At 70.2% G+C, this 20,207-nt stretch carries 19 protein-coding genes; 15 read left to right on the forward strand and 4 right to left on the reverse strand.

What is annotated here, in order from left to right:
* Positions 1-17 precede the first annotated feature (17 nt).
* The gene (gene ileS, locus C3E78_RS07195; protein ID WP_108577646.1) at positions 18-3,173 is read right to left on the reverse strand and encodes an isoleucine--tRNA ligase; all 3,156 of its coding nucleotides are present in this window, start codon (positions 3,171-3,173) and stop codon (positions 18-20) included.
* Between the two features lie 82 nt (positions 3,174-3,255).
* Between ileS and C3E78_RS07200 the strand changes: the two genes are divergently transcribed.
* The 7 genes from C3E78_RS07200 to C3E78_RS07230 all read left to right on the forward strand — a co-directional run bounded on the left by C3E78_RS07200 (position 3,256) and on the right by C3E78_RS07230 (position 9,312).
* Positions 3,256-3,657: a TraR/DksA family transcriptional regulator gene (locus C3E78_RS07200; RefSeq protein WP_108577647.1), complete on the forward strand. Its 402-nt coding sequence runs from the start codon at positions 3,256-3,258 to the stop codon at positions 3,655-3,657.
* Entirely contained in the window at positions 3,630-4,169 is a 540-nt protein-coding gene (locus tag C3E78_RS07205) for a signal peptidase II (RefSeq protein WP_108577648.1), read from the forward strand. The genes C3E78_RS07200 and C3E78_RS07205 overlap by 28 nt, the downstream gene beginning before the upstream one ends.
* Positions 4,166-5,128: an RluA family pseudouridine synthase gene (locus C3E78_RS07210; protein WP_108577649.1), complete on the forward strand. Its 963-nt coding sequence runs from the start codon at positions 4,166-4,168 to the stop codon at positions 5,126-5,128. The genes C3E78_RS07205 and C3E78_RS07210 overlap by 4 nt, the downstream gene beginning before the upstream one ends.
* A gap of 51 nt (positions 5,129-5,179) precedes the next feature.
* Positions 5,180-6,403: a pyridoxal phosphate-dependent aminotransferase gene (locus C3E78_RS07215; RefSeq protein WP_108577650.1), complete on the forward strand. Its 1,224-nt coding sequence runs from the start codon at positions 5,180-5,182 to the stop codon at positions 6,401-6,403.
* A 60-nt stretch (positions 6,404-6,463) separates the two neighbouring features.
* Positions 6,464-7,441 (forward strand): DUF6454 family protein, encoded by a 978-nt coding sequence (locus C3E78_RS07220; protein ID WP_108577651.1) that lies wholly within the window; start codon positions 6,464-6,466, stop codon positions 7,439-7,441.
* Positions 7,442-7,534: 93 nt separating this feature from the next.
* Positions 7,535-8,509: an ATP-binding cassette domain-containing protein gene (locus C3E78_RS07225; protein ID WP_108577652.1), complete on the forward strand. Its 975-nt coding sequence runs from the start codon at positions 7,535-7,537 to the stop codon at positions 8,507-8,509.
* Positions 8,506-9,312: an ABC transporter permease gene (locus C3E78_RS07230; RefSeq protein ID WP_108577653.1), complete on the forward strand. Its 807-nt coding sequence runs from the start codon at positions 8,506-8,508 to the stop codon at positions 9,310-9,312. The genes C3E78_RS07225 and C3E78_RS07230 overlap by 4 nt, the downstream gene beginning before the upstream one ends.
* 10 nt (positions 9,313-9,322) lie before the next feature.
* On the opposite strand, the gene C3E78_RS07235 is transcribed toward C3E78_RS07230, so the two are convergent.
* Positions 9,323-9,730, reverse strand: a complete 408-nt coding sequence (locus C3E78_RS07235; protein ID WP_159085834.1) for an iron chaperone — start codon at positions 9,728-9,730, stop codon at positions 9,323-9,325.
* A 166-nt stretch (positions 9,731-9,896) separates the two neighbouring features.
* On the opposite strand from C3E78_RS07235, the gene dnaE reads away from it, so the two are divergent.
* Positions 9,897-13,433: a DNA polymerase III subunit alpha gene (dnaE, locus tag C3E78_RS07240; RefSeq protein WP_108577655.1), complete on the forward strand. Its 3,537-nt coding sequence runs from the start codon at positions 9,897-9,899 to the stop codon at positions 13,431-13,433.
* The gene (locus tag C3E78_RS07245; RefSeq protein ID WP_108577656.1) at positions 13,430-13,963 is read left to right on the forward strand and encodes a hypothetical protein; all 534 of its coding nucleotides are present in this window, start codon (positions 13,430-13,432) and stop codon (positions 13,961-13,963) included. The genes dnaE and C3E78_RS07245 overlap by 4 nt, the downstream gene beginning before the upstream one ends.
* Here C3E78_RS07245 and ybaK read toward each other — a convergent pair.
* Positions 13,960-14,451 (reverse strand): Cys-tRNA(Pro) deacylase, encoded by a 492-nt coding sequence (ybaK, locus tag C3E78_RS07250; protein WP_268916161.1) that lies wholly within the window; start codon positions 14,449-14,451, stop codon positions 13,960-13,962. The genes C3E78_RS07245 and ybaK overlap by 4 nt on opposite strands.
* A gap of 37 nt (positions 14,452-14,488) precedes the next feature.
* Between ybaK and hisD the strand changes: the two genes are divergently transcribed.
* Genes hisD through hisH form a run of 4 tightly spaced genes read left to right on the forward strand, consistent with a single transcriptional unit; the run spans position 14,489 to position 18,142 of the window.
* Positions 14,489-15,814 (forward strand): histidinol dehydrogenase, encoded by a 1,326-nt coding sequence (hisD, locus tag C3E78_RS07255; RefSeq protein ID WP_108577657.1) that lies wholly within the window; start codon positions 14,489-14,491, stop codon positions 15,812-15,814.
* The gene (locus C3E78_RS07260; protein ID WP_108577658.1) at positions 15,814-16,890 is read left to right on the forward strand and encodes a histidinol-phosphate transaminase; all 1,077 of its coding nucleotides are present in this window, start codon (positions 15,814-15,816) and stop codon (positions 16,888-16,890) included. Before hisD ends, C3E78_RS07260 begins: the two co-directional genes overlap by 1 nt.
* A complete protein-coding gene (hisB, locus tag C3E78_RS07265; RefSeq protein WP_108577659.1) occupies positions 16,887-17,510 on the forward strand; it encodes an imidazoleglycerol-phosphate dehydratase HisB in 624 nt (207 codons plus the stop codon). The genes C3E78_RS07260 and hisB overlap by 4 nt, the downstream gene beginning before the upstream one ends.
* Positions 17,507-18,142: an imidazole glycerol phosphate synthase subunit HisH gene (hisH, locus tag C3E78_RS07270; protein ID WP_108577660.1), complete on the forward strand. Its 636-nt coding sequence runs from the start codon at positions 17,507-17,509 to the stop codon at positions 18,140-18,142. The genes hisB and hisH overlap by 4 nt, the downstream gene beginning before the upstream one ends.
* 3 nt (positions 18,143-18,145) lie before the next feature.
* On the opposite strand, the gene C3E78_RS07275 is transcribed toward hisH, so the two are convergent.
* On the reverse strand, positions 18,146-18,829 hold the full coding sequence (locus tag C3E78_RS07275) for an alpha/beta fold hydrolase (protein WP_108577661.1): 684 nt from the start codon (positions 18,827-18,829) through the stop codon (positions 18,146-18,148).
* Between the two features lie 44 nt (positions 18,830-18,873).
* On the opposite strand from C3E78_RS07275, the gene priA reads away from it, so the two are divergent.
* Together priA and C3E78_RS07285 are read left to right on the forward strand one after the other, a co-directional pair.
* A complete protein-coding gene (gene priA / locus C3E78_RS07280) occupies positions 18,874-19,596 on the forward strand; it encodes a bifunctional 1-(5-phosphoribosyl)-5-((5-phosphoribosylamino)methylideneamino)imidazole-4-carboxamide isomerase/phosphoribosylanthranilate isomerase PriA (protein ID WP_108577662.1) in 723 nt (240 codons plus the stop codon).
* 3 nt (positions 19,597-19,599) lie between these two features.
* Complete coding sequence (locus C3E78_RS07285) at positions 19,600-20,136, forward strand: DUF1707 SHOCT-like domain-containing protein (protein WP_108577663.1); 537 nt, start codon at positions 19,600-19,602, stop codon at positions 20,134-20,136.
* Positions 20,137-20,207 lie beyond the last annotated feature (71 nt).

Below are 20,207 nucleotides of genomic sequence, written 5' to 3' on the forward strand. Positions count from 1 at the left end.
GTCTCGCCAGGTGCTGCTCAGGCCTTGCTGAGGGAGAATGCGAAGCCCAGGTCGGTGTCGGTGAACGACGGCGTGTCCACGCCCTCGGTGATGCTCGTCGCGAGCACCTCGTCGGCGATCAGGTCCGCATGGGCCCGCACCGCCTCGGCCATCTGACCCTCGGCCGTCCACGACAGCGTGATGCGGTCGGAGATCTCCAGGCCCGAGGACTTGCGTGCCTCCTGGATGACGCGGATGGCCTCACGGGCCGACCCGGCACGTCGCAGGTCGTCGTCGAGCTCGAGGTCGAGCGCGACCGTCTCGCCCTGGTCGTTGACGACCGACCAGCCCTCGCGGGGGTGCTCGGCGATGATGACGTCGTCCGGGCCGACCGTGACCGGCTCGCCGTCGACCTCGACCGTGGCGGTGCCGGCCGAGGACAGCTCGGCGGCCAGGCGTCCGGCGTCGGCCGCGGCGATCGCACCGGCGACCTTGGGCGTCTCCTTGCCGAACCGCTTGCCGAGGTTGCGGAAGTTGCCCTTGGCGGAGTGGTCGACGAGGTCGCCGGTCGTCTCGAAGGACTCCAGCGCCCGGACGTTGAGCTCCTCGGCGATCTCGGTGCGGAGCTCCTCGCTCAGCAGCGCGTACGCCTGCGAGCCGACGACGGCACGCCGCAGCGGCTGACGGGTCTTGGCCTTCGCCTCCGCGCGGGCCGCGCGGCCCAGCTCGACGACCCGGCGGGCCAGACGCATCTGCCGGTCGAGGTCGTCGTCGACGAGGGAGGCGTCCGCCTGCGGCCACGTGGCCAGGTGCACCGACCGGGGCAGCTCGTCCGAGGTCGCCGCGAACATGTCCTGCCACACCCGCTCGGTGATGAACGGGGTCAGCGGCGCCATCACCAGGGTGACCAGGTGCAGCACCTCGTGCAGGGTCGCCAGGGCCGAGGCGTCACCGGCCCAGAAGCGACGCCGCGAGCGCCGGACGTACCAGTTGGAGAGCAGGTCGACGTACGCCGCGATCTGCGCGCCAGCGCGCTGCGTGTCGAACTCCTCGAGGGCGTCGGTGACCTGCTGGGTGAGGCGGTGGGCCTCGCCGAGGATCCAGCGGTCCATCGCGGGGCGGTCGGCGAACGCCGGGGCCGGGCTGGACGGCGTCCAGTCGTTCGCACCGGCGTACAGCACGTGGAACGCCGTCGTGTTCCAGTACGTCAGCAGCACCTTGCGGACGATCTCGGACAGCGCGGTGTGACCGATGCGGCGCGGGGCCCACGGCGATCCCGAGCAGGCCATGAACCAGCGCAGGGCGTCGGCGCCGTGCTCCTCCATCAGCGGCATCGGCAGCAGGATGTTGCCCAGGTGCTTGCTCATCTTCTTGCCGTCCTCGGCCAGGATGTGGCCGAGGCAGACGACGTTCTCGTACGAGCTCTGGTCGAACACGAGCGTGCCGACCGCCATGAGCGAGTAGAACCACCCGCGGGTCTGGTCGATGGCCTCGCAGATGTACTGCGCGGGATAGGCCTGCTCGAACTTCTCCGCCGAGCCGGGCACGTGCGGGTAGCCCCACTGCGCGAACGGCATCGAGCCGGAGTCGAACCACGCGTCGATGACGTCGGGGACGCGCCGGTACGTGCCGGGCTCGCCATCCTTGGTGAACGTCACGTCGTCGATGTAGGGGCGGTGCGGGTCGAGGTTGCTCAGGTCACGGCCGGTCAGCTTGGACAGCTCGGCGAGCGACTCGATGCACACGAGCTTGGTCGGGTCCGCGTCGTTGCGCCAGATCGGCAGCGGCGTGCCCCAGTAGCGGCTGCGCGACAGCGACCAGTCGATGTTGTTGTGGAGCCAGTCGCCGTAGCGGCCGTTCTTGATCGTCTCGGGGAACCAGTTGGTGTCCTCGTTCTCGGCGAGCAGGCGGTCCTTGACGGCCGTGGTGCGGATGTACCAGGCGGGGAGCGCGTAGTACATGAGCGGTGTGTGGCAGCGCCAGCAGTGCGGGTAGGCGTGCTCGTACGCGAGCTCGTTGAACATCAGGCCGCGGGCGACGAGGTCGTCGGCCAGGGCCCGGTCGGCGGTCTTGAAGAACTGGCCGCCGACGAGCGGCACGTCGTCCTCGAAGTGGCCGTCGGGACGGATCGGGTTGACGACCGGCAGGCCGTACGCCTTGCTGACGGCCATGTCGTCCGCGCCGAACGCGGGGGACTGGTGCACCAGGCCGGTGCCGTCCTCGATCGTGACGTAGTCGGCCAGGACGACGAAGTGTGCGTCGGCCGGCCCGTCGTCCCCTTCCGGGAAGTCGATGAGCTCGAAGGGGCGCTGGTAGGTCCAGCGCTCCATGTCGCGACCGATCACGGTCTCGCCGGTGAGCGTCCAGCCCTCGCCGAGCGCCTTGCCGACGAGCGGCTCGGCGACGACCAGCGTCTCGGTGCCGTCGGTGGCCAGGACGTAGGTGACGTCGGGGTTGACGGCGACCGCCGTGTTCGAGACCAGCGTCCACGGGGTGGTGGTCCACACCAGCAGCGACGCCGTGCCGGCGTACGGGCCCGAGGTCAGCGGGAAGCGCACGTAGACCGACGGGTCGGTGATCGTCTCGTAGCCCTGCGCGAGCTCGTGGTCCGACAGGGTCGTGCCGCAGCGCGGGCAGTAGGGCGCGACCCGGAAGTCCTCGGTCAGCAGTCCCTTCTTGAAGATCGTGGACAGCGCCCACCAGACGCTCTCGACGTACGAGGGCTCCATCGTCCGGTAGGGGTTGGCCATGTCGACCCAGTAGCCCATCCGGTCGGTCATCTCCTCGAAGAGATCGACGTTGCGGACGACCGCCTCACGGCACTTGGCGTTGAACTCGGCGATGCCGTACGCCTCGATGTCGGGCTTGCCGTTGAAGCCCAGCTCCTTCTCGACCGCGATCTCGACCGGCAGGCCGTGGCAGTCCCAGCCGGCCTTGCGGTCGACGTGGTAGCCCTGCATGGTCTTGAACCGCGGGAAGACGTCCTTGAAGACGCGGGCCTCGACGTGGTGGGTGCCGGGCGTGCCGTTGGCCGTCGGCGGGCCCTCGTAGAACGTCCAGCGGGGCGCGTCCTCAGGGGTCTCGAGGCTGGCGGCGAAGGTGCCCTGGTCGGCCCACAGGTCGAGGATCTCGCGCTCCAGCACGGGAAGATCGACGTGGGCGGGGACGGGGCGGTAGGACGCGTGCGAAGTCACACCCTCAATTCTACGGGTGAGCGGTACGGATCCCGCGGCGGTGCAAGTTGTCTCCGTCGTGTCTGGGGTCTACTCTCCACGCATGCCAAACACCGAGCTCGCCGTACGAGCTGACGAGACGCCGTGGACCGCTGCCGAGACCGAGGAGGTCCGCACGGAGCTCGAGGCGGATCTGACCCGCTTGCGGGGTGAGCTCGACCACTCCGCCCGCGAGCTGCAGGACCTGCTGCGCGACGGTGTCGACGGTGCCGGCAACGACCAGGCCGACGTGGGCTCCAAGGGCCTCGAGCGTGACGCCGAGATGTCCCTCGCGGCCAACCAGCGCGTGCTCCTGCTGCAGACCGAGAAAGCACTCGAACGGCTCGACAAGGGCACCTACGGTCAGTGCGAGGTCTGCGGTGAGGCGATCGGCAAGAATCGTTTGATCGCGTTCCCGCGTGCCACACTGTGTATGACATGCAAGCAGCGCGAGGAGCGTCGCTGAGCCCTGGCGACGACCACGGCGCGACCACGAGGACATACGTACGACTGTTCACTGCGGTGACGGTCGTGGCGCTCGTCGTCGACCAGGTGACCAAGGTCATCGCGGTCGAGAAGCTGCAGGGCCGTGCGTCGATCGAGATCATCCCCGGCCTGCTGTCGTTCACCTTCCTGCGCAACCCCGGCGCGGCGCTGAGCACCGGGGCGGGCTTCACGCTCGTCCTGAGCCTCATCGCGATCGCGGTGTGCATCGGTGTCATCCGCACCGCCTCGCGCCTGCGCGACAAGGGCTGGGCCGTCGGCCTGGCCCTGCTGCTCGCCGGCGCGCTCGGCAACCTGGCGGACCGCATCTTCCGTGAGCCCGCTCCGCTGCGCGGCCACGTGGTCGACTTCATCGACTACGGCGTCTTCGTGGGCAATGTCGCCGACATCGCCCTGACGTTCGCCGCCATCATCATCGTCTGGCGCGCGTGGCGCGGCATCCGCCTGGACGGCACCCGCGAGGAGAATTCATGAGCACCGAAGGTGCCGAGCTGCAGCACAAGGTCATCCAGGTCCCCGAGGGGCTCGCAGGCGAGCGCGTGGACAGCGCGCTGGCTCGTCTCCTCGGCCTGTCCCGCACCCGGGCCAGCGAGCTCGTCGCCGAGGGCCACGTGACCCTCGACGGCGCCGCCCCGGCCAAGTCCGACCGCGTGGTGCCGGGCTCGATCCTCGAGGCGTCGATCCCGGCGCCCCGCACCGCGACGGTCGTGGCGACCGAGGTCGAGGGGATGAAGATCGTCTTCCAGGACGACGACATCGTGGTGGTCGACAAGCCCGTCGGCGTCGCGGCCCACCCGAGCGTCGGCTGGTACGGCCCCACGGTCCTGGACCACCTGGCCGGCGTCGGCATCCGCATCTCGACCTCGGGTGCGCCCGAGCGTCGGGGCATCGTGCACCGCCTGGACGTCGGCACCAGCGGGCTCATGGCGGTCGCCAAGTCCGAGCATGCGTACACGGTCCTCAAGCAGGCGTTCCGCGACCGGACGGTCGAGAAGACCTACCACGCGCTGGTGCAGGGCCACCCCGACCCGCACACCGGGACGATCGACGCGCCGATCGCGCGTCACCCCAAGCACGACTTCAAGTTCACGGTCAAGGACGGCGGCCGCGACAGCATCACGCACTACGACACGCTCGAGGCGCACCGGTTCGCGAGCCTGCTGACCATCCGGCTCGAGACCGGTCGCACGCACCAGATCCGCGTCCACATGAGCGCGATCCACCACCCGTGCGTCGGCGACCTGATGTACGGCGCCGACCCGACGCTCGCCAAGCGCGTCGACCTCGACCGGCAGTGGCTGCACGCCAAGGGCCTGGCGTTCACCCACCCGCGCACGGGGGAGTGGGTCGAGTTCAGCTCGGAGTACCCCGCCGACCTGGTCCACGCGCTCGAGGTCGTCCGCACGATCGACGACAACCCCCTGCCGCGCTAGCCGCGGGGGCGGTGCCGGCCGCGTGATCGGCCGGGGTGAAAGAATGCCGGCATGCCATCTGTCGTGCGCCAGTCCGAGAAGCTGAGGGATGTCCTGTACGACATCCGTGGACCCGTCAGCGCGCGTGCCGCGGCCCTCGAGGCCGAGGGCCACCGCATCCTCAAGCTGAACATCGGCAACCCCCAGCCGTTCGGCTTCGACGCCCCGGCCGAGATCCTGCAGGACGTCATCGCCGCGCTCCCGGGATCGGCCGGCTACTCGGACTCGCGCGGCATCCAGTCCGCCCGCCGCGCGGTGGTGCACAACTACCAGCTGCAGGAGGGCTTCCCGACGATCGACGTCGACGACGTCTGGATCGGCAACGGGGTCTCCGAGCTCATCCAGATCGCGCTGCAGGCGCTGCTCGACAACGGCGACGAGGTGCTGATCCCGGTCCCGGACTACCCGCTGTGGACCGCCGTGACCAACCTCGCGGGCGGTGTGCCGGTGCACTACCGCTGCGACGAGGACAACGAGTGGAACCCCGACCTCGCGGACCTGGAGTCCAAGATCACCGACCGCACCAAGGTCATCGTGGTCATCAACCCCAACAACCCCACGGGTGCGGTGTACTCGCGCGAGACGCTGGCCGGCATCGCGGACCTGGCGCGCAAGCACGATCTGGTCCTGATGGCCGACGAGATCTACGACAAGATCCTCTACGAGGACGCGGTCCACATCCCGATGGCCAGCGTCGCGCCCGACGTGCTGACGCTGACGTTCAACGGCCTGTCGAAGGCGTACCGGGTGTGCGGCTACCGGGCGGGCTGGGTCGTGGCGACCGGACCGCTCGGACGGGCGCGTGACTACCTCGAGGGCATCACGCTGCTGTGCTCGATGCGCCTGTGCCCGAACGTCCCCGCCCAGAACGCGATCCAGGTCGCGCTCGGCGGCTACCAGTCGATCAAGGAGCTCATCCTGCCCGGCGGACGGCTGCTCGAGCAGCGCGACACCGCGGTGGCCGAGCTGCGCAAGATCCCCGGCGTGAGCGTCGTGACGCCCAAGGGCGCGCTGTACGCGTTCCCGCGGCTCGACCCCGAGGTCTACCCGGTCAAGGACGACCAGCAGCTCGTGCTGGACCTGCTGCTGCAGGAGAAGATCCTGCTGACGCAGGGCACCGGGTTCAACTGGCCCGATCCCGACCACCTGCGCATCGTCACGCTGCCGTGGGCGCGCGACCTCGCGGACGCGATCCAGCGCCTCGGCAACTTCCTCAGCAGCTACCGGCAGGTCTAGTTCAGCCACTCGTCACCTGCAGGTGGTGCGGGATCCACCCGTTCTGCCTACCGTGGCGGGATGAACCCGATCAGGCGCGCCATCGTTGCAGGACTGGCCCTGGTCGCGGCGGCTCCCGGAGCCGTCGCGGCCGTGGGGGCCGGCGGACCCGGAGACCATCGCGCACGCGACTCCGCCCTCGTGAAGGTCTTCGGGGCGGTCGACCGCAGCACGCAGTGGCGGCTGGTCGACCGGATGCGGCTGGACTTCCCGACGTTCCACACCGAGGGCATCGCCTTCGCGGGGGACCGCGTGTTCCTCTCCGCGGTGGAGATCCTGGAGCCCACCGTGACGTACCCGACGCCGGTGGACGGGTACGACCGGTCGCCGGGCAAGGGTGTGGGGCACCTGTTCGTGATGGACCGCCAGGGCAACCTGCAAAAGGACATCGTCCTCGGCGAGGGCGACGTCTACCACCCGGGAGGCATCGACGTCGACGGGCACGACGTGTGGGTGCCCGTCGCGGAGTACCGCCCGAACAGCCGCACCATCGTCTACCGGGTCGACACCAGGACCCTTCGCGTGCACCGTCAGTTCGAGGTCAAGGGCCACTTCGGCGGCGTCGTGCGCGACCGGACGACGGGCCACCTCGTGGGCAACACCTGGGGCTCGCGCCGGTTCGCCGAGTGGGACAGCCGCGGCCGCCAGCTCAGCACCTGGGCCAACACGAGCTTCTTCGTGGACTACCAGGACTGCCAGTACGTGCCGACGGGCAAGATGCTGTGCGGCGGTGTGGCGAACCTGCCGCAGACACCGGGCGCCGGGGGAGCGGCAGCCACGTACGAGCTGGGTGGCCTGGCACTGATCGACCTCCGCTCGCACCGGGTGCTGAAGGAGGTGCCCTTCCAGCAGTGGTCGACGGCCGGGCACGTGGCGACCCGCAATCCCGTCAAGGTCGTCGCGGACGGGCGATCGCTCACGGTGCGGGTCGCGCCGGACAACGGCGAGGAGGGCAACGGCACCGAGATCCTGACCTATCGCGCGACTGTCGGGAAGTGACGCAGCTCGCAACCAGTCTCGCCTTTTGTCGGGACCATGGGGAATGATCGGACCCAGCATGTTCCAAGTAGGAATAGCGAGAGGTCTCGACACATGACGGACATGATCCGGGCGACCGGGCTGGTGAAGAGGTACAAGGACGTCGACGCCCTGGCCGGGCTCGACCTCGCAGTCCCCGAGGGCAAGGTCCTGGGCCTGCTGGGCCCCAACGGGGCGGGCAAGACGACCGCCGTGCGCATCCTGGCCACGCTGCTGAAGGCCGACGCCGGCCACGCCGAGGTGGCGGGCATCGACGTCGCGAAGGACCCCGACGGGGTCCGCGCCCGGATCGGCCTGTCGGGCCAGTACGCCGCGGTCGACGAGCACCTGACCGGCTACGAGAACCTGGAGATGGTGGGCCGGCTCTACGGCATGCCGAAGTCCCGGGCGGCCAAGCGGGCCCGCGACCTGCTCGAACGCTTCGACCTGGCGGACGCGGGTGACCGTCCGTCCAAGACGTACTCCGGGGGCATGCGCCGGCGCCTCGACCTGGCCGGCGCGCTCGTCGCGGAGCCTCCGGTGCTCATCCTGGACGAGCCCACCACCGGCCTGGACGTGCGCAGCCGCCAGCAGATGTGGGGCGTCATCCGCGACCTGGTGTCGTCGGGGGCGACCCTGCTGCTGACCACGCAGTACCTCGAGGAGGCCGATCTGCTGGCCGACGACATCGTCGTCATCGACCACGGCCGGGCGATCGCCCGCGGCACCGCCGACGAGCTCAAGACGCAGACCGGCGGCGAGCGCATCGAGGTGCTGCTCACCGATCCGGCGCGGCGCGAGGACGCGACCCGCATCCTGGCGGAGGTCGCCGTCGGCGACGTGCAGACGGGGGACAACGACCGCGAGCTGACCGCACCCGTCAAGGGTGGCGTCCCGCAGCTGCGCAGCGTGCTGGAGCAGCTCGAGTCCGCCGGGATCGACGTGCTCGACGTGGGCCTGCGCCGCCCGACGCTCGACGACGTGTTCCTGAGCCTGACCGGACGTGCCGCCGAGGACGCGGACGCCCCGGACGAGGAGGTGGCCCCATGACCAGCCTGACCCGCCACGCGACGGACGGCTGGGTCGTCGCCAAGCGCAATCTCATCAAGATCGTCCGCGTCCCCGAGATCCTGGTGTTCGTGCTGATCTCGCCGATCATGTTCGTGCTGCTGTTCGCGTACGTGTTCGGCGGTGCGATCGACCCGGGCGACGGGGTCAACTACCGCGAGTTCCTGATCGGCGGCATCTTCGCCCAGACGGTCGTGTTCGGCGCGACCTTCACCGGCGCGGGTCTCGCCGAGGACATGCAGAAGGGGATCATCGACCGGTTCCGCTCGCTGCCGATGTCGCGCTCGGCGGTCCTGGTCGGCCGCACGACGTCCGACATCGTCTACAACGTGCTGTCGTTGATCATCATGGCGCTGACCGGCCTGCTGGTGGGCTGGCGCATGCGCGAGGGCGTCGTCGACGCGCTGGCCGGCTTCCTGCTGCTCCTGCTGTTCGCCTACGCGATCAGCTGGATCATGGCATGGGTCGGCCTGCTGGTGCCGAGCGTCGAGGTCATCAACAACGCCTCGTTCATCGTGATCTTCCCGCTGACGTTCGTGTCCAACGCCTTCGTCCCGCTGGCCTCCCTGCCGGGCGGGCTGCGGACGTTCGCGGAGTGGAACCCGGTCTCCACCGTCACGCAGGCCTCGCGCGAGCTGTTCGGCAACACCGGCGGTCGGCTGCCGGAGTCGGACGCGTGGTCGATGCAGCACCCCGCGCTCTACACGGTGATCTGGGTGGGCATCATCCTGGTGGTGTTCGTCCCGCTGTCGGTGCGTCAGTACCGGCTGGCCAGCAGCCGCTGAGCCACCCGGCTCAGCGGCCCGAGCGCTTGCGCTCGGCGAACTGCGCGGCCTCGTCGAGCCGGAAGCGCGCGATCGCGGTGATCAGGTCGATCGGGAGCGGCTCGTCGAGCGGGAAGCGGACGCCGGTCTTGGCGGTCCGGTACGGCTTGAGCTCCTCGTCGAACTTCGCGAACACCGCACCGGTCGGGAAGAAGTTGAGCGAGGTGTGGTCGCCGTGCCCGGCGAGCTGCACGACGTCCACGCCGTGCTGGCGGTACGACGGGATGTTGTGGCTGATCGTCTCCTCCGCGTCGGGCAGGGCGGCCCGGATGACCGACCGCATCTCCTGCAGCCGTGGCTCGAGGTCGTACGTCGCCGCGGCGATGTAGTCGTCGACGGTCGTGTAGGTCTGCTTCTCGCGGTCCGGGTGCTCAGCCATGCCTCCAGTATGGACGGAGCCGGAGGTGCCCATGTGACGGTCATGACCCCCCGCAGCGGTTCGGCCTGCGACGGCAGCCACGGATCGGCGCGGCGTCGGTTCTCGTCATGGCCCTCGACTAGGCTGTAGACCTTCCCCCCGACCGCGCCGAGGAGGCCTTTTTTCGATGTCGAGTGACTCATCATTCGTGCACCTGCACGTCCACACTGAGTACTCGATGCTCGACGGGGCGGCCCTGCTGGACGGGCTGTTCGAACGCACGGCCGAGCTCGGCATGCCGTCGATCGCGATGACCGACCACGGCAACCTGCACGGCGCCTACGACTTCTACAGCAAGGCCAAGAAGTACGGCGTCAAGCCGATCATCGGCATGGAGGCCTACCTCACGCCGAACATCCCGCGGCACGAGAAGAAGGCCGTCCTGTGGAACAAGGGCGCCCGGGACGCCGACGTCGCGGGCCGCGGTGCGTACACGCACATGACCCTGCTCTCGGAGACGACCGAGGGCATGCACAACCTGTTCCGCATCGGCTCCTACGCGAGCCTGGAGGGCCAGTACCGCAAGCCGCGCGCCGACCGTGACCTGCTCCAGCGCTACGGCAAGGGCCTGATCGCGACGACGGGCTGCCCGTCCGGCGAGATCCAGACCTGGCTGCGCATCGGCAACTACGAGAAGGCCAGGGCGTCCGCGGCCGAGTTCCAGGACATCTTCGGCAAGGAGAACTTCTTCCTCGAGCTGATGGACCACGGCCTCGAGATCGAGCGCACCGTGCGCGACGGGCTGCTGCGGCTCAAGGCCGATCTCGGCCTGCCGGCCATCGCGACCAACGACTCGCACTACACCAGCCCCGAGGACGCCGAGGCGCACTCGGCCCTGCTGTGCGTCCAGTCCGGCAGCACGCTGACCGACCCCAACCGGTTCAAGTTCGACTCCAACGACTTCTACATCAAGTCCGCCGCCGAGATGCGCGACCTGTGGGAGGACCGGTTCGACCTGAAGGAGGCGTGCGACAACACGCTCCTGATCGCCGAGCGGTGCAACGTCGAGTTCACCGAGTCCAACGGCGGCTACATGGCGCGCGCCGACATCCCCGACGGCGAGACCGAGGAGAGCTGGTTCGTCAAGGAGGTCTGGCGCGGGATCGAGAGCCGCTACCCGGGCGACAAGCTGACCGACGAGGTCCGTGCGCGCACCGAGATGGAGCTCGACGTCGTCCGCACCAAGGGCTACTGCGGCTACTACCTCGTGGTCGCGGACTTCATCAACTGGGCCAAGGACAACGGCATCCGCGTCGGTCCCGGCCGTGGATCGGGTGCCGGCTCGATCGCCGCGTACGCGCTGCGCATCACCGACCTGTGCCCCCTGACGCACGGACTGATCTTCGAGCGCTTCCTCAACCCCGAGCGCCCCTCGATGCCCGACTTCGACATCGACTTCGACGAGCGTCGTCGCAGCGAGGTGATCCGCTACGTCAGCAACAAGTACGGCGAGGAGCGGGTCGCGATGATCGCGACGTTCGGCCGGCTGAAGTCCAAGGCCGCGATCAAGGACGCCGCGCGCGTCATGGACTACCCGTTCTCGCACGGCGAGCGGATCACCAAGGCGCTACCGGCCGACATCATGGGCAAGGGCGTCACGCTCAAGGGCCTGTTCGACAAGGACGACAAGCGCTACGGCGACGGCGGCGACTTCCGCAAGCTGCACGACGAGGACGCCGACGTCCGCAAGATCTACCAGACCGCGCTGGGCCTCGAGGGCCAGATCCGCCAGTGGGGCGTCCACGCGGCCGGCGTCATCATGTCCAGCGATCCGCTGATCGACATCGTCCCGATCATGAAGCGCGAGCAGGACGGCGCGATCATCACCCAGTTCGACTACCCGATGTGCGAGGCGCTCGGGCTGGTCAAGATGGACTTCCTGGGGCTGCGCAACCTCACGGTGCTCGACGACGCGCTGATCAACATCAAGCGCAACCGCGGCATCGACCTGGTGCTCGAGGACCTCACGTTCGACGACCCCGCCACCTACGACCTGCTGGCCCGCGGCGACACCCTCGGCGTGTTCCAGCTCGACGGCGGACCGATGCGCGCGCTCCTGCGCAGCATGAAGCCCGACAAGTTCGAGGACATCTCGGCCGTCGGCGCGCTCTACCGTCCCGGCCCGATGGGCGCGGACTCGCACAACAAGTACGCCCGGCGCAAGAACGGCCGCGAGCCGATCGACCCGATCCACCCCGAGCTCGAGAAGCCGCTGGAGACGGTGCTGGGGGAGACCTACGGCCTGATCGTGTACCAGGAGCAGGTCATGGCGATCGCCCAGGTGCTGGCCGGGTTCTCGCTCGGACAGGCCGACAACCTGCGCCGCGCGATGGGCAAGAAGAAGAAGTCCGAGCTGGACAAGCAGTACGCGGGCTTCCAGGCCGGCATGCTCGAGCGCGGCTACTCCCAGAAGGCCATCAGCACGCTGTGGGACATCCTGCTGCCGTTCTCGGACTACGCCTTCAACAAGGCGCACTCCGCGGCGTACGGCGTCATCTCGTACTGGACCGCGTACCTCAAGGCCAACTACCCGGCCGAGTACATGGCGGCGCTGCTGACCAGCACGCGCGTTGACAAGGACAAGTCGGCGATCTACCTCAACGAGTGCCGGCGCATGGGCATCAAGGTGCTCCCGCCCGACGTCAACGAGTCGGTCTCCAACTTCGCCTCGGTCGGCCCCGACATCCGCTTCGGCCTCGGCGCGATCCGCAACATCGGCGAGAACGTCGTCGCGGGCATCGTCGAGGGCCGCACGACCGGCGGTCCGTACGCCGACTTCAACGACTTCCTGGACAAGGTCCCGACGCTCGTGTGCAACAAGCGCGTCCTGGACTCGCTGATCAAGGCGGGTGCGTTCGACTCCCTCGGGCACCGGCGCCGTGCCCTCACGACCGTGGCCGAGGAGGGTGTCGACCTCTACATCGACCTCAAGCGGCAGGCCGCGATCGGCCAGGACTCGCTGTTCGGCGGCGGTGACGACGTCTTCACCGGTGGCCGCGTCGAGGTCCCCGAGTCGATGCCGGAGTGGGAGAAGACCCAGCTGCTGGCGTTCGAGCGCGACATGCTCGGCCTCTACGTCTCGGACCACCCGTTGCAGGGGCTCGAGCACGTGCTGCGGGCCAGCAGCGACTCGACGGTCGGCGACCTGCTGACCAACACCGACCTGCCCGACGGCAGCACGATCCGCATCTGCGGCCTGATCACCGGCGTGCAGCGACGGATGAGCAAGAAGGGCGACCCCTGGGCCTCGATCACGATCGAGGACCTCGAGGGCGGCATCGAGGTCATGGTGTTCCCCGGCGCCTACCAGCTGGCCATGCCGGTGCTCGTGCCCGACACGATCGTCGTCGTCAAGGGCCGGGTGCGCCGCAAGGACGACGGCATCGAGCTCAACGCGCTCGAGGTCACGATGCCGGCGATGGGCTCCGGCGGACCCGAGCGTCCCATGGTGGTGACGCTCCCGGTCGCGCGCTGCACCGCCGACACCATCGGGACGTTCAAGCAGGTCCTGTCCGCGCACCCCGGCATGTCCGAGGTGCACCTGCGGCTGGTCGGCAACGGCTCCACGAAGGTCATGCGCCTCGACGACAGCCTTCGTGTGGCACAGTCGTCGTCGTTGATCGCCGACCTCAAAGAGCTGCTGGGTCCCCATTGCCTGTCATGAACGAGCACCCCACCGACCCGTCCGCGGCGGGCCCGCCCCAATCGCCGGCACGCCGTGCGGTCATCGCGTCCGTCCTCATGCTGGCGCTCGGCCTCGCCGCCGGCCTGGTGTGGCTGTGGCTCGCCGACCCGGCCGAGTGGCAGGTCACGAACCGCGGCATCGTGCTGACCGAGTCCGCGGCGCAGAACCAGTTCTCGGTCGTCGCGATGTTCGTGCTCGTCGGAGCCGTCAGCTCGCTGGTCTGGGGCTGGGCAGTGGGCCGCCGCCTGCAGGACCTCGGCTGGGTCACCACACCGCTCGTCGTGGTGGTCACCGCGCTGGCCGCGCTGGTGGCCTGGCGCGTCGGCGTCGCCCTGGGTCCCGCCGACCCCACGACCGTGCCGCGCCCGGCGCTCGGTGGCCGGATCCCGGCGCAACTGAAGGTCGACAGCGTCGTGCCGGTCCTGGTCTGGCCGATCTTCGGCCTGCTCGGCCTGGTCGGGGCGACCTGGACGCTCCGTGCCTCGGACGGCCGGGCCGCGCGCTCCTAGCGCGCGATCCGGGCCACGACCGCGCGGGTGATCCGCACGAGGTCGTCGGGTCGCACCTCGGCCTCGAGGCCACGACGACCGCCGGAGACGAACACGGTGGACCACTGAGCGGCCGACTTGTCGATCACGGTCCGGTGCAGCTTCTTCTGCCCGATGGGGGAGATCCCGCCGATCACGTAGCCGGTGGCCCGCTGGGCCTGCGCGGCATCGGCCATCTGGGACCGCTTGCCGCCGAGCGCGTCGGCGAGTGCCTTGAGGTCCAGCGACCCCATGACGGGGACGACTCCCACGCACAGCTCGCCGTCGACGACGGCCATGAGCGTCTTGAACACCCGGCCCGGCTCGACGCCGAGGGCACGTGCGGCCTCCATGCCGAACGAGTCGGCGCGCGGGTCGTGGACGTACGAGTGGGGGGTGAACTCGATGCCGGCCCGATGGAGCATGACGAAGGCCGGCGTCCCGTCGGCGGGCTTCTGGTTGGCGGCCACAGCGCCACAGTAGTGCGTCCGTAGACTTGGCGTCGTGATGAGACGTCTCGACCTTCGTGAGCTCGACCCCACCACCGACGAGGCCGCCGCTGTGTACAGCGCGGCCGTCCCGCGTGCGGCGGTCGACGTCGAGCACGCCCTGGCCGCCGTGCGGCCGATCTGCGACGACGTCCGGACCCGCGGCACCGCGGCGGTGCTCGACGCCGGGGAGAAGTTCGACGGCGTCCGTCCCGCGCAGCTGCGCGTCCCGGCGTCCGCTCTGGCCGATGCGCTCGCGGACCTGGCGCCCGAGATCCGCACCGCCCTCGAGGAGTCCGTCCGCCGCCTGCGGCAGACCTGCGCCGCCGAGCTCGAGCAGTCGCTGGTCACCGACGTCGCGCCCGGCGCGACCGTCGAGCGCCGCATCGTCCCGATGCAGCGCGTCGGCCTCTACGTCCCCGGCGGCCTCGCGCCCCTCGTCAGCACGGTCGTCATGAACGCCGTGCCCGCCCAGGTCGCGGGCGTGCCCGGCATCGCGCTGGCCAGCCCGCCCCAGGCGGAGTTCGGCGGCCTGCCGCACCCCACGATCCTCGCGGCGTGCGCGCTGCTGGGCATCGACGAGGTCTATGCGGCCGGGGGAGCGCAGGCGCTCGCGATGTTCGCGTACGGTGCCGCGTCCGAGGAGGGCGTCGACTGCCGCCCGGTCAACCTGATCACCGGCCCCGGCAACATCTACGTCGCGGCGGCCAAGCGTCACCTGCAGGGCACGGTCAGCATCGACTCCGAGGCCGGCCCGACCGAGATCGCGATCATCGCCGACGACACCGCCGACCCGGCCTTCATCGCCGCCGACCTGATCAGCCAGGCCGAGCACGACCCGATGGCGGCCAGCGTCCTGATCACCGACAGCGACGTCCTCGCGACCGCGGTCGAGGTCGAGGTGGACCTGCAGCTCGAGACCGCGCGGCACGCGGACCGCATCAGCACGGCCCTCGACGGTCCGCAGTCCGCGACCGTCCTGGTCCGTGACCTCGACCAGGCCGTCGACGTGGCGAACGGGTACGCCGCCGAGCACCTCGAGGTGCAGACCGCCGACGCCGCCCAGGTCGCCGCCCGGATCGTCAACGCCGGCGCCATCTTCGTGGGATCGCACACCCCCGTGTCGCTCGGCGACTACGCCGCCGGCTCGAACCACGTCCTGCCGACGGCCGGCTGCGCGTGCCACTCGTCAGGGCTCTCGGTGCGCGCGTTCTGCAAGAACATGCACGTCGTGACCTACTCCGAGGCGGCGCTGCGCGAGGTGGGGGACCACGTCGTGACGCTGGCCGAGGCCGAGAACCTGCCCTCGCACGGCGCGGCCGTGTCGATCCGGACGTCACGCTGATGCCCGTTCCCGCCTGGGTCCCGATCCGCGAGGAGCTCCGGGACGACGAGCCGTACGGTGCGCCCCAGCTCGACGTGCCCGTCCAGCTCAACACCAACGAGAACCCGTACGGCCCGAGCGAGGAGACGGCCCGTGACATCGCCGACTCCGTGCACGGGGTCGCGCTGACGCTCAACCGCTACCCGGACCGGGAGGCCACCGAGCTCCGGACGTCGCTCGCGGCGTACCTGGGCCACGGGCTCACCCCCGAGCGGGTGTGGGCGGCGAACGGCTCCAACGAGGTCATGCAGCAGGTGCTGCAGGCCTTCGGCGGCCCGGGACGGACGGCGGTCTCGTTCGCGCCGACCTACTCGATGTATCCCGAGTACGCGCGCAACACCCACACGCGCTGGGTGGCCGGACGCCGGCGTGAGGACTTCGGCCTCGACGTCGACGCGGCCCTCGCGCTCATCGCCGAGGAGCAGCCCGACGTCGTCATCCTGACCTCGCCCAACAATCCCACCGGCACGGCCCTGGACCCCGCGCACACCCGCGCGGTGCTGGAGGCGGCGCCGGGAGTCGTCGTGGTCGACGAGGCGTACGCGGAGTTCCGTCGTGACGGGACGCCCAGCGCGCTCGAGCTGCTCGACGAGTTCCCCCGCCTGCTGGTGACCCGCACGATGAGCAAGGCGTTCGCCCTCGCCGGTGGACGACTCGGCTACGTGGCGGCGGACGCCGCGATCATCGACGCGCTGCGCATCGTCCGGCTCCCGTACCACCTGTCCGCGGTCAGCCAGGCCGCCGCGACCGCTGCGCTGCGGCACCAGGACGAGCTGCTCGCCCAGGTCGACGCCCTGCGGACCACCCGGGACGAGACCGCGGACTGGCTGCGGGAGCAGGGCTTCGAGGTCGCCGAGTCCGACGCCAACTTCGTGCTCTTCGGCCGGTTCGAGGACCGCCATGCCATCTGGCAGGGGCTGCTGGACCGCGGCGTGCTGATCCGCGAGGTCGGGCCCCTAGGATGGTTGCGCGTGTCGATCGGCACGCCACAGGACATGCAGGCATTCAGGACAGCACTCCAGGAGGTGACCCGATGAGCCTTCGCACGACACACCGCGAGGCCCGCACAGCGCGCATCGAGCGGAAGACCTCCGAGTCGCACGTGGTGGTCGAGGTCGACCTCGACGGCACCGGCGCGAACGACATCTCGACCGGCGTCGGCTTCTACGACCACATGCTGACGGCGTTCTCGCGCCACTCGCTGATCGACCTCACGGTCAAGACCGAGGGCGACCTGCACATCGACGCCCACCACACGGTCGAGGACACGGCCATCTGCCTGGGGCAGGCGATCCGCGAGGCGCTCGGCGACAAGATCGGCATCAGGCGCTACGGCGATGCGCTCGTGCCGCTGGACGAGTCGCTGGCCCAGGCCGTCGTCGACGTCTCGGGCCGTCCCTACTTCGTGCACTCCGGGGAGCCGGACCGCCAGATCACCGCGATCATCGGGGGCCAGTACTCCGGCTCGCTGACCGCCCACGTGCTGGAGTCCCTCGCGCACCACGCCGGGGTGACGATGCACGTCCGTCTGGTGGAGGGCCGCGACCCGCACCACATCGCCGAGGCCCAGTTCAAGGCGGTGGCCCGCGCGTTCCGCGAGGCGATCGCCCTCGACCCGCGCGAGTCGGGAGTCCCCTCGACCAAGGGTGCCCTGTGACGCGCAAGCGCGTCGCGGTCCTCGACTACGGCTCGGGCAACCTGCGGTCGGCGGTGCGTGCGGTCGAGCGCGCCGGCGCCGAGGTCGAGCTGACGTCCGACGCCCGCGTGGCGGCGGAGGCCGACGGTCTCCTGGTCCCCGGGGTCGGCGCCTTCGAGTCCTGCATGCGCGGGCTGGAGGAGGTCGACGGCGTCCGCATCATCGAGCGCCGTCTGATCGCCGGCCAGCCCGTGATGGGCATCTGCGTCGGCATGCAGATCCTGTTCTCCGAGGGCATCGAGCACGGTGTGCGCACGAAGGGGTGCGGCGAGTGGCCGGGCGTCATCGAGCGCCTGCAGGCGCCGATCGTGCCGCACATGGGGTGGAACACGGTCGAGCCCGGCGAGGGCTCGAGGATGTTCGCAGGCCTCGAGGACGAGCGGTTCTACTTCGTGCACTCCTACGGGCTGCGCGACTGGGTGCTGTCCCAGCCGCCGGCGTTCCCGGAGCCGCAGGTCACCTGGACCGAGTACGGGGGAGAGCGGTTCGTCTCGGCGGTCGAGCACGGTCCGTTGTGGGCGACGCAGTTCCACCCCGAGAAGTCCGGCGATGCCGGCAGGCTGCTGCTGCAGAATTGGCTCGCGACGCTCTGAGGCTCAGATCGCCTCGAGCAGGATGTCGGCCAGCTCGTCCGGGCGGGTCAGGTGCGGCCAGTGGCTCGTGGGCAGCTCGACGATCGTGAGATCGGTGTGGGCGTCGATCTCCGCGGCGATCTCGGGGTAGTCGTCGCGCCACTCCCGCAGCTTGGCGGCGTCGAACCCGCTGGCCACCACGAGGGTGCGCACGTCGTGGTGCCGGCCGTCCTTCATGGTCCAGCCGTCGCGGACGACCTGGGCGGGGAACCCGATCGCCTGCCGCTCGATCTGCTCGCGCAGCTCGGGTCCGAGGTCGCGCTGCTCGTCGTCGCTCAGCTCGTCCCACGAGAACGGGATCTCGACGCCGGGCGGCACCTCGGTGGAGTCGCTGCGCACGGGTTGCGGCAGGGAGTCGACGTAGACCGCGAGCGCGATCGACTCCGGCCGCTCCTCGGCGGCGATCTGCACGAGCTTGCCCGAGAAGCTGCTGCCCGCCAGGACCACCGGCCCGTCGGTCGCGTCGATCGCCGCCAGCACCGCCGCGACGTGGTCTGCCAGGGTGATCGCGGACCGATCCGCGTCCGGGGACTCCATGCCCGGAAGTGTCAGGGCGGTCACGTCGTGACCGGCGGCCTCGAGGGCAGGGACGATCCGGTCCCAGGACGAGGCATCGAACCAGAAGCCGGGCACGAGGATCACCTTCATACCGAGCACGCTAGTCCTGGAGAGCGACAGATACCATCACTCGCGTGACCCTCGAACTTCTTCCCGCCGTCGACGTCGCCGACGGACAGGCCGTGCGCCTCGTCCAAGGCGAGCTCGGCAGCGAGACCGCGTACGGATCCCCGCTCGACGCCGCGCTGCAGTGGCAGACCGACGGGGCGGAGTGGATCCACCTGGTCGACCTCGACGCCGCCTTCGGCAAGGGCTCCAACCGCGAGCTGCTGGCCGAGGTCGTCGGTCGCCTCGACGTCAAGGTCGAGCTCTCCGGTGGCATCCGCGACGACGCCTCCCTCGAGGCCGCGCTGGCCACCGGCTGCACGCGGGTCAACCTGGGCACCGCCGCGATCGAGAACCCCGACTGGTGCGCCAAGGCCATCGGCCAGTACGGCGACCGCATCGCCGTCGGGCTGGACGTCCGCGGGACGACGCTGGCCGCGCGCGGCTGGACCGAGGAGGGTGGCGACCTGTTCGACGTCCTCGCCCGGCTCGACCGTGACGGCTGCGCCCGCTACGTCGTCACCGACGTCACGAAGGACGGCACGCTGACCGGCCCGAACCTGGATCTCCTGCGCCGGGTGTGCGAGGTCACCGACAAGCCGGTCGTCGCCTCCGGCGGTGTCTCCAGCCTCCAGGACCTGCGCGACATCGCGACCCTGACCGGCATCGGTGTCGAGGGCGCGATCGTCGGCAAGGCGCTGTACGCGGGTGCGTTCACGCTGCCGGAGGCCCTCGCAGCGGTGCGGGGCTGACCCGTGCCGGCCGCGGACGTCTGGTCGGCGTTCTCGGCCGACCCGCGCGCGGCCGCCTCGGCCGACCTGAAGGCGTCCGACACCGACCGCGACGTCGCGGCTGCGGCCCTGCGTGAGGCATACGCCGACGGGCGGCTCACGCGTGGCGAGTACGACGAGCGCAGCACGGCCGCCCTGGCCGTCCGCTCGATGGCCGGCTTCCTGCCCCTGCTGACCGACCTGGTCCCGTCCGCACCCGTCCCCGCGACCGGGGTCTCGGCGGACCTGCGGGCGCAGGCCGTGGTCCGCTACCAGCGTGACCTGCGGGACGCCCGCAACGGCTGGCTGTTCGTGTCGGGGCTGTGCACGGCCATCTGGGGTGCGACGAGCGTCGCGGCGGGTGACCCGCTCTTCTTCTGGCCGGTGTTCCCGTCGCTGGGCGTGGGCATCGGGTACGTCGCGACCCGGCTCAACGCCGAGTCCCGGATCGAGGCCATCGAGGACAAGATCGCCGAGACCCGGCGTGTCCGCCGCGCGCGCGAGGACGAGCTCGGCGACTGAGCGAGCGGGGCTCGGTGCGTGGCCTCCCCGGGGCGCGGTGCTTGTGTCACCTTCTGAGCGTGTTTTGGCGC

The sequence above is a fragment of the Aeromicrobium chenweiae genome, assembly GCF_003065605.1.
Lineage (GTDB): Bacteria > Actinomycetota > Actinomycetes > Propionibacteriales > Nocardioidaceae > Aeromicrobium > Aeromicrobium chenweiae.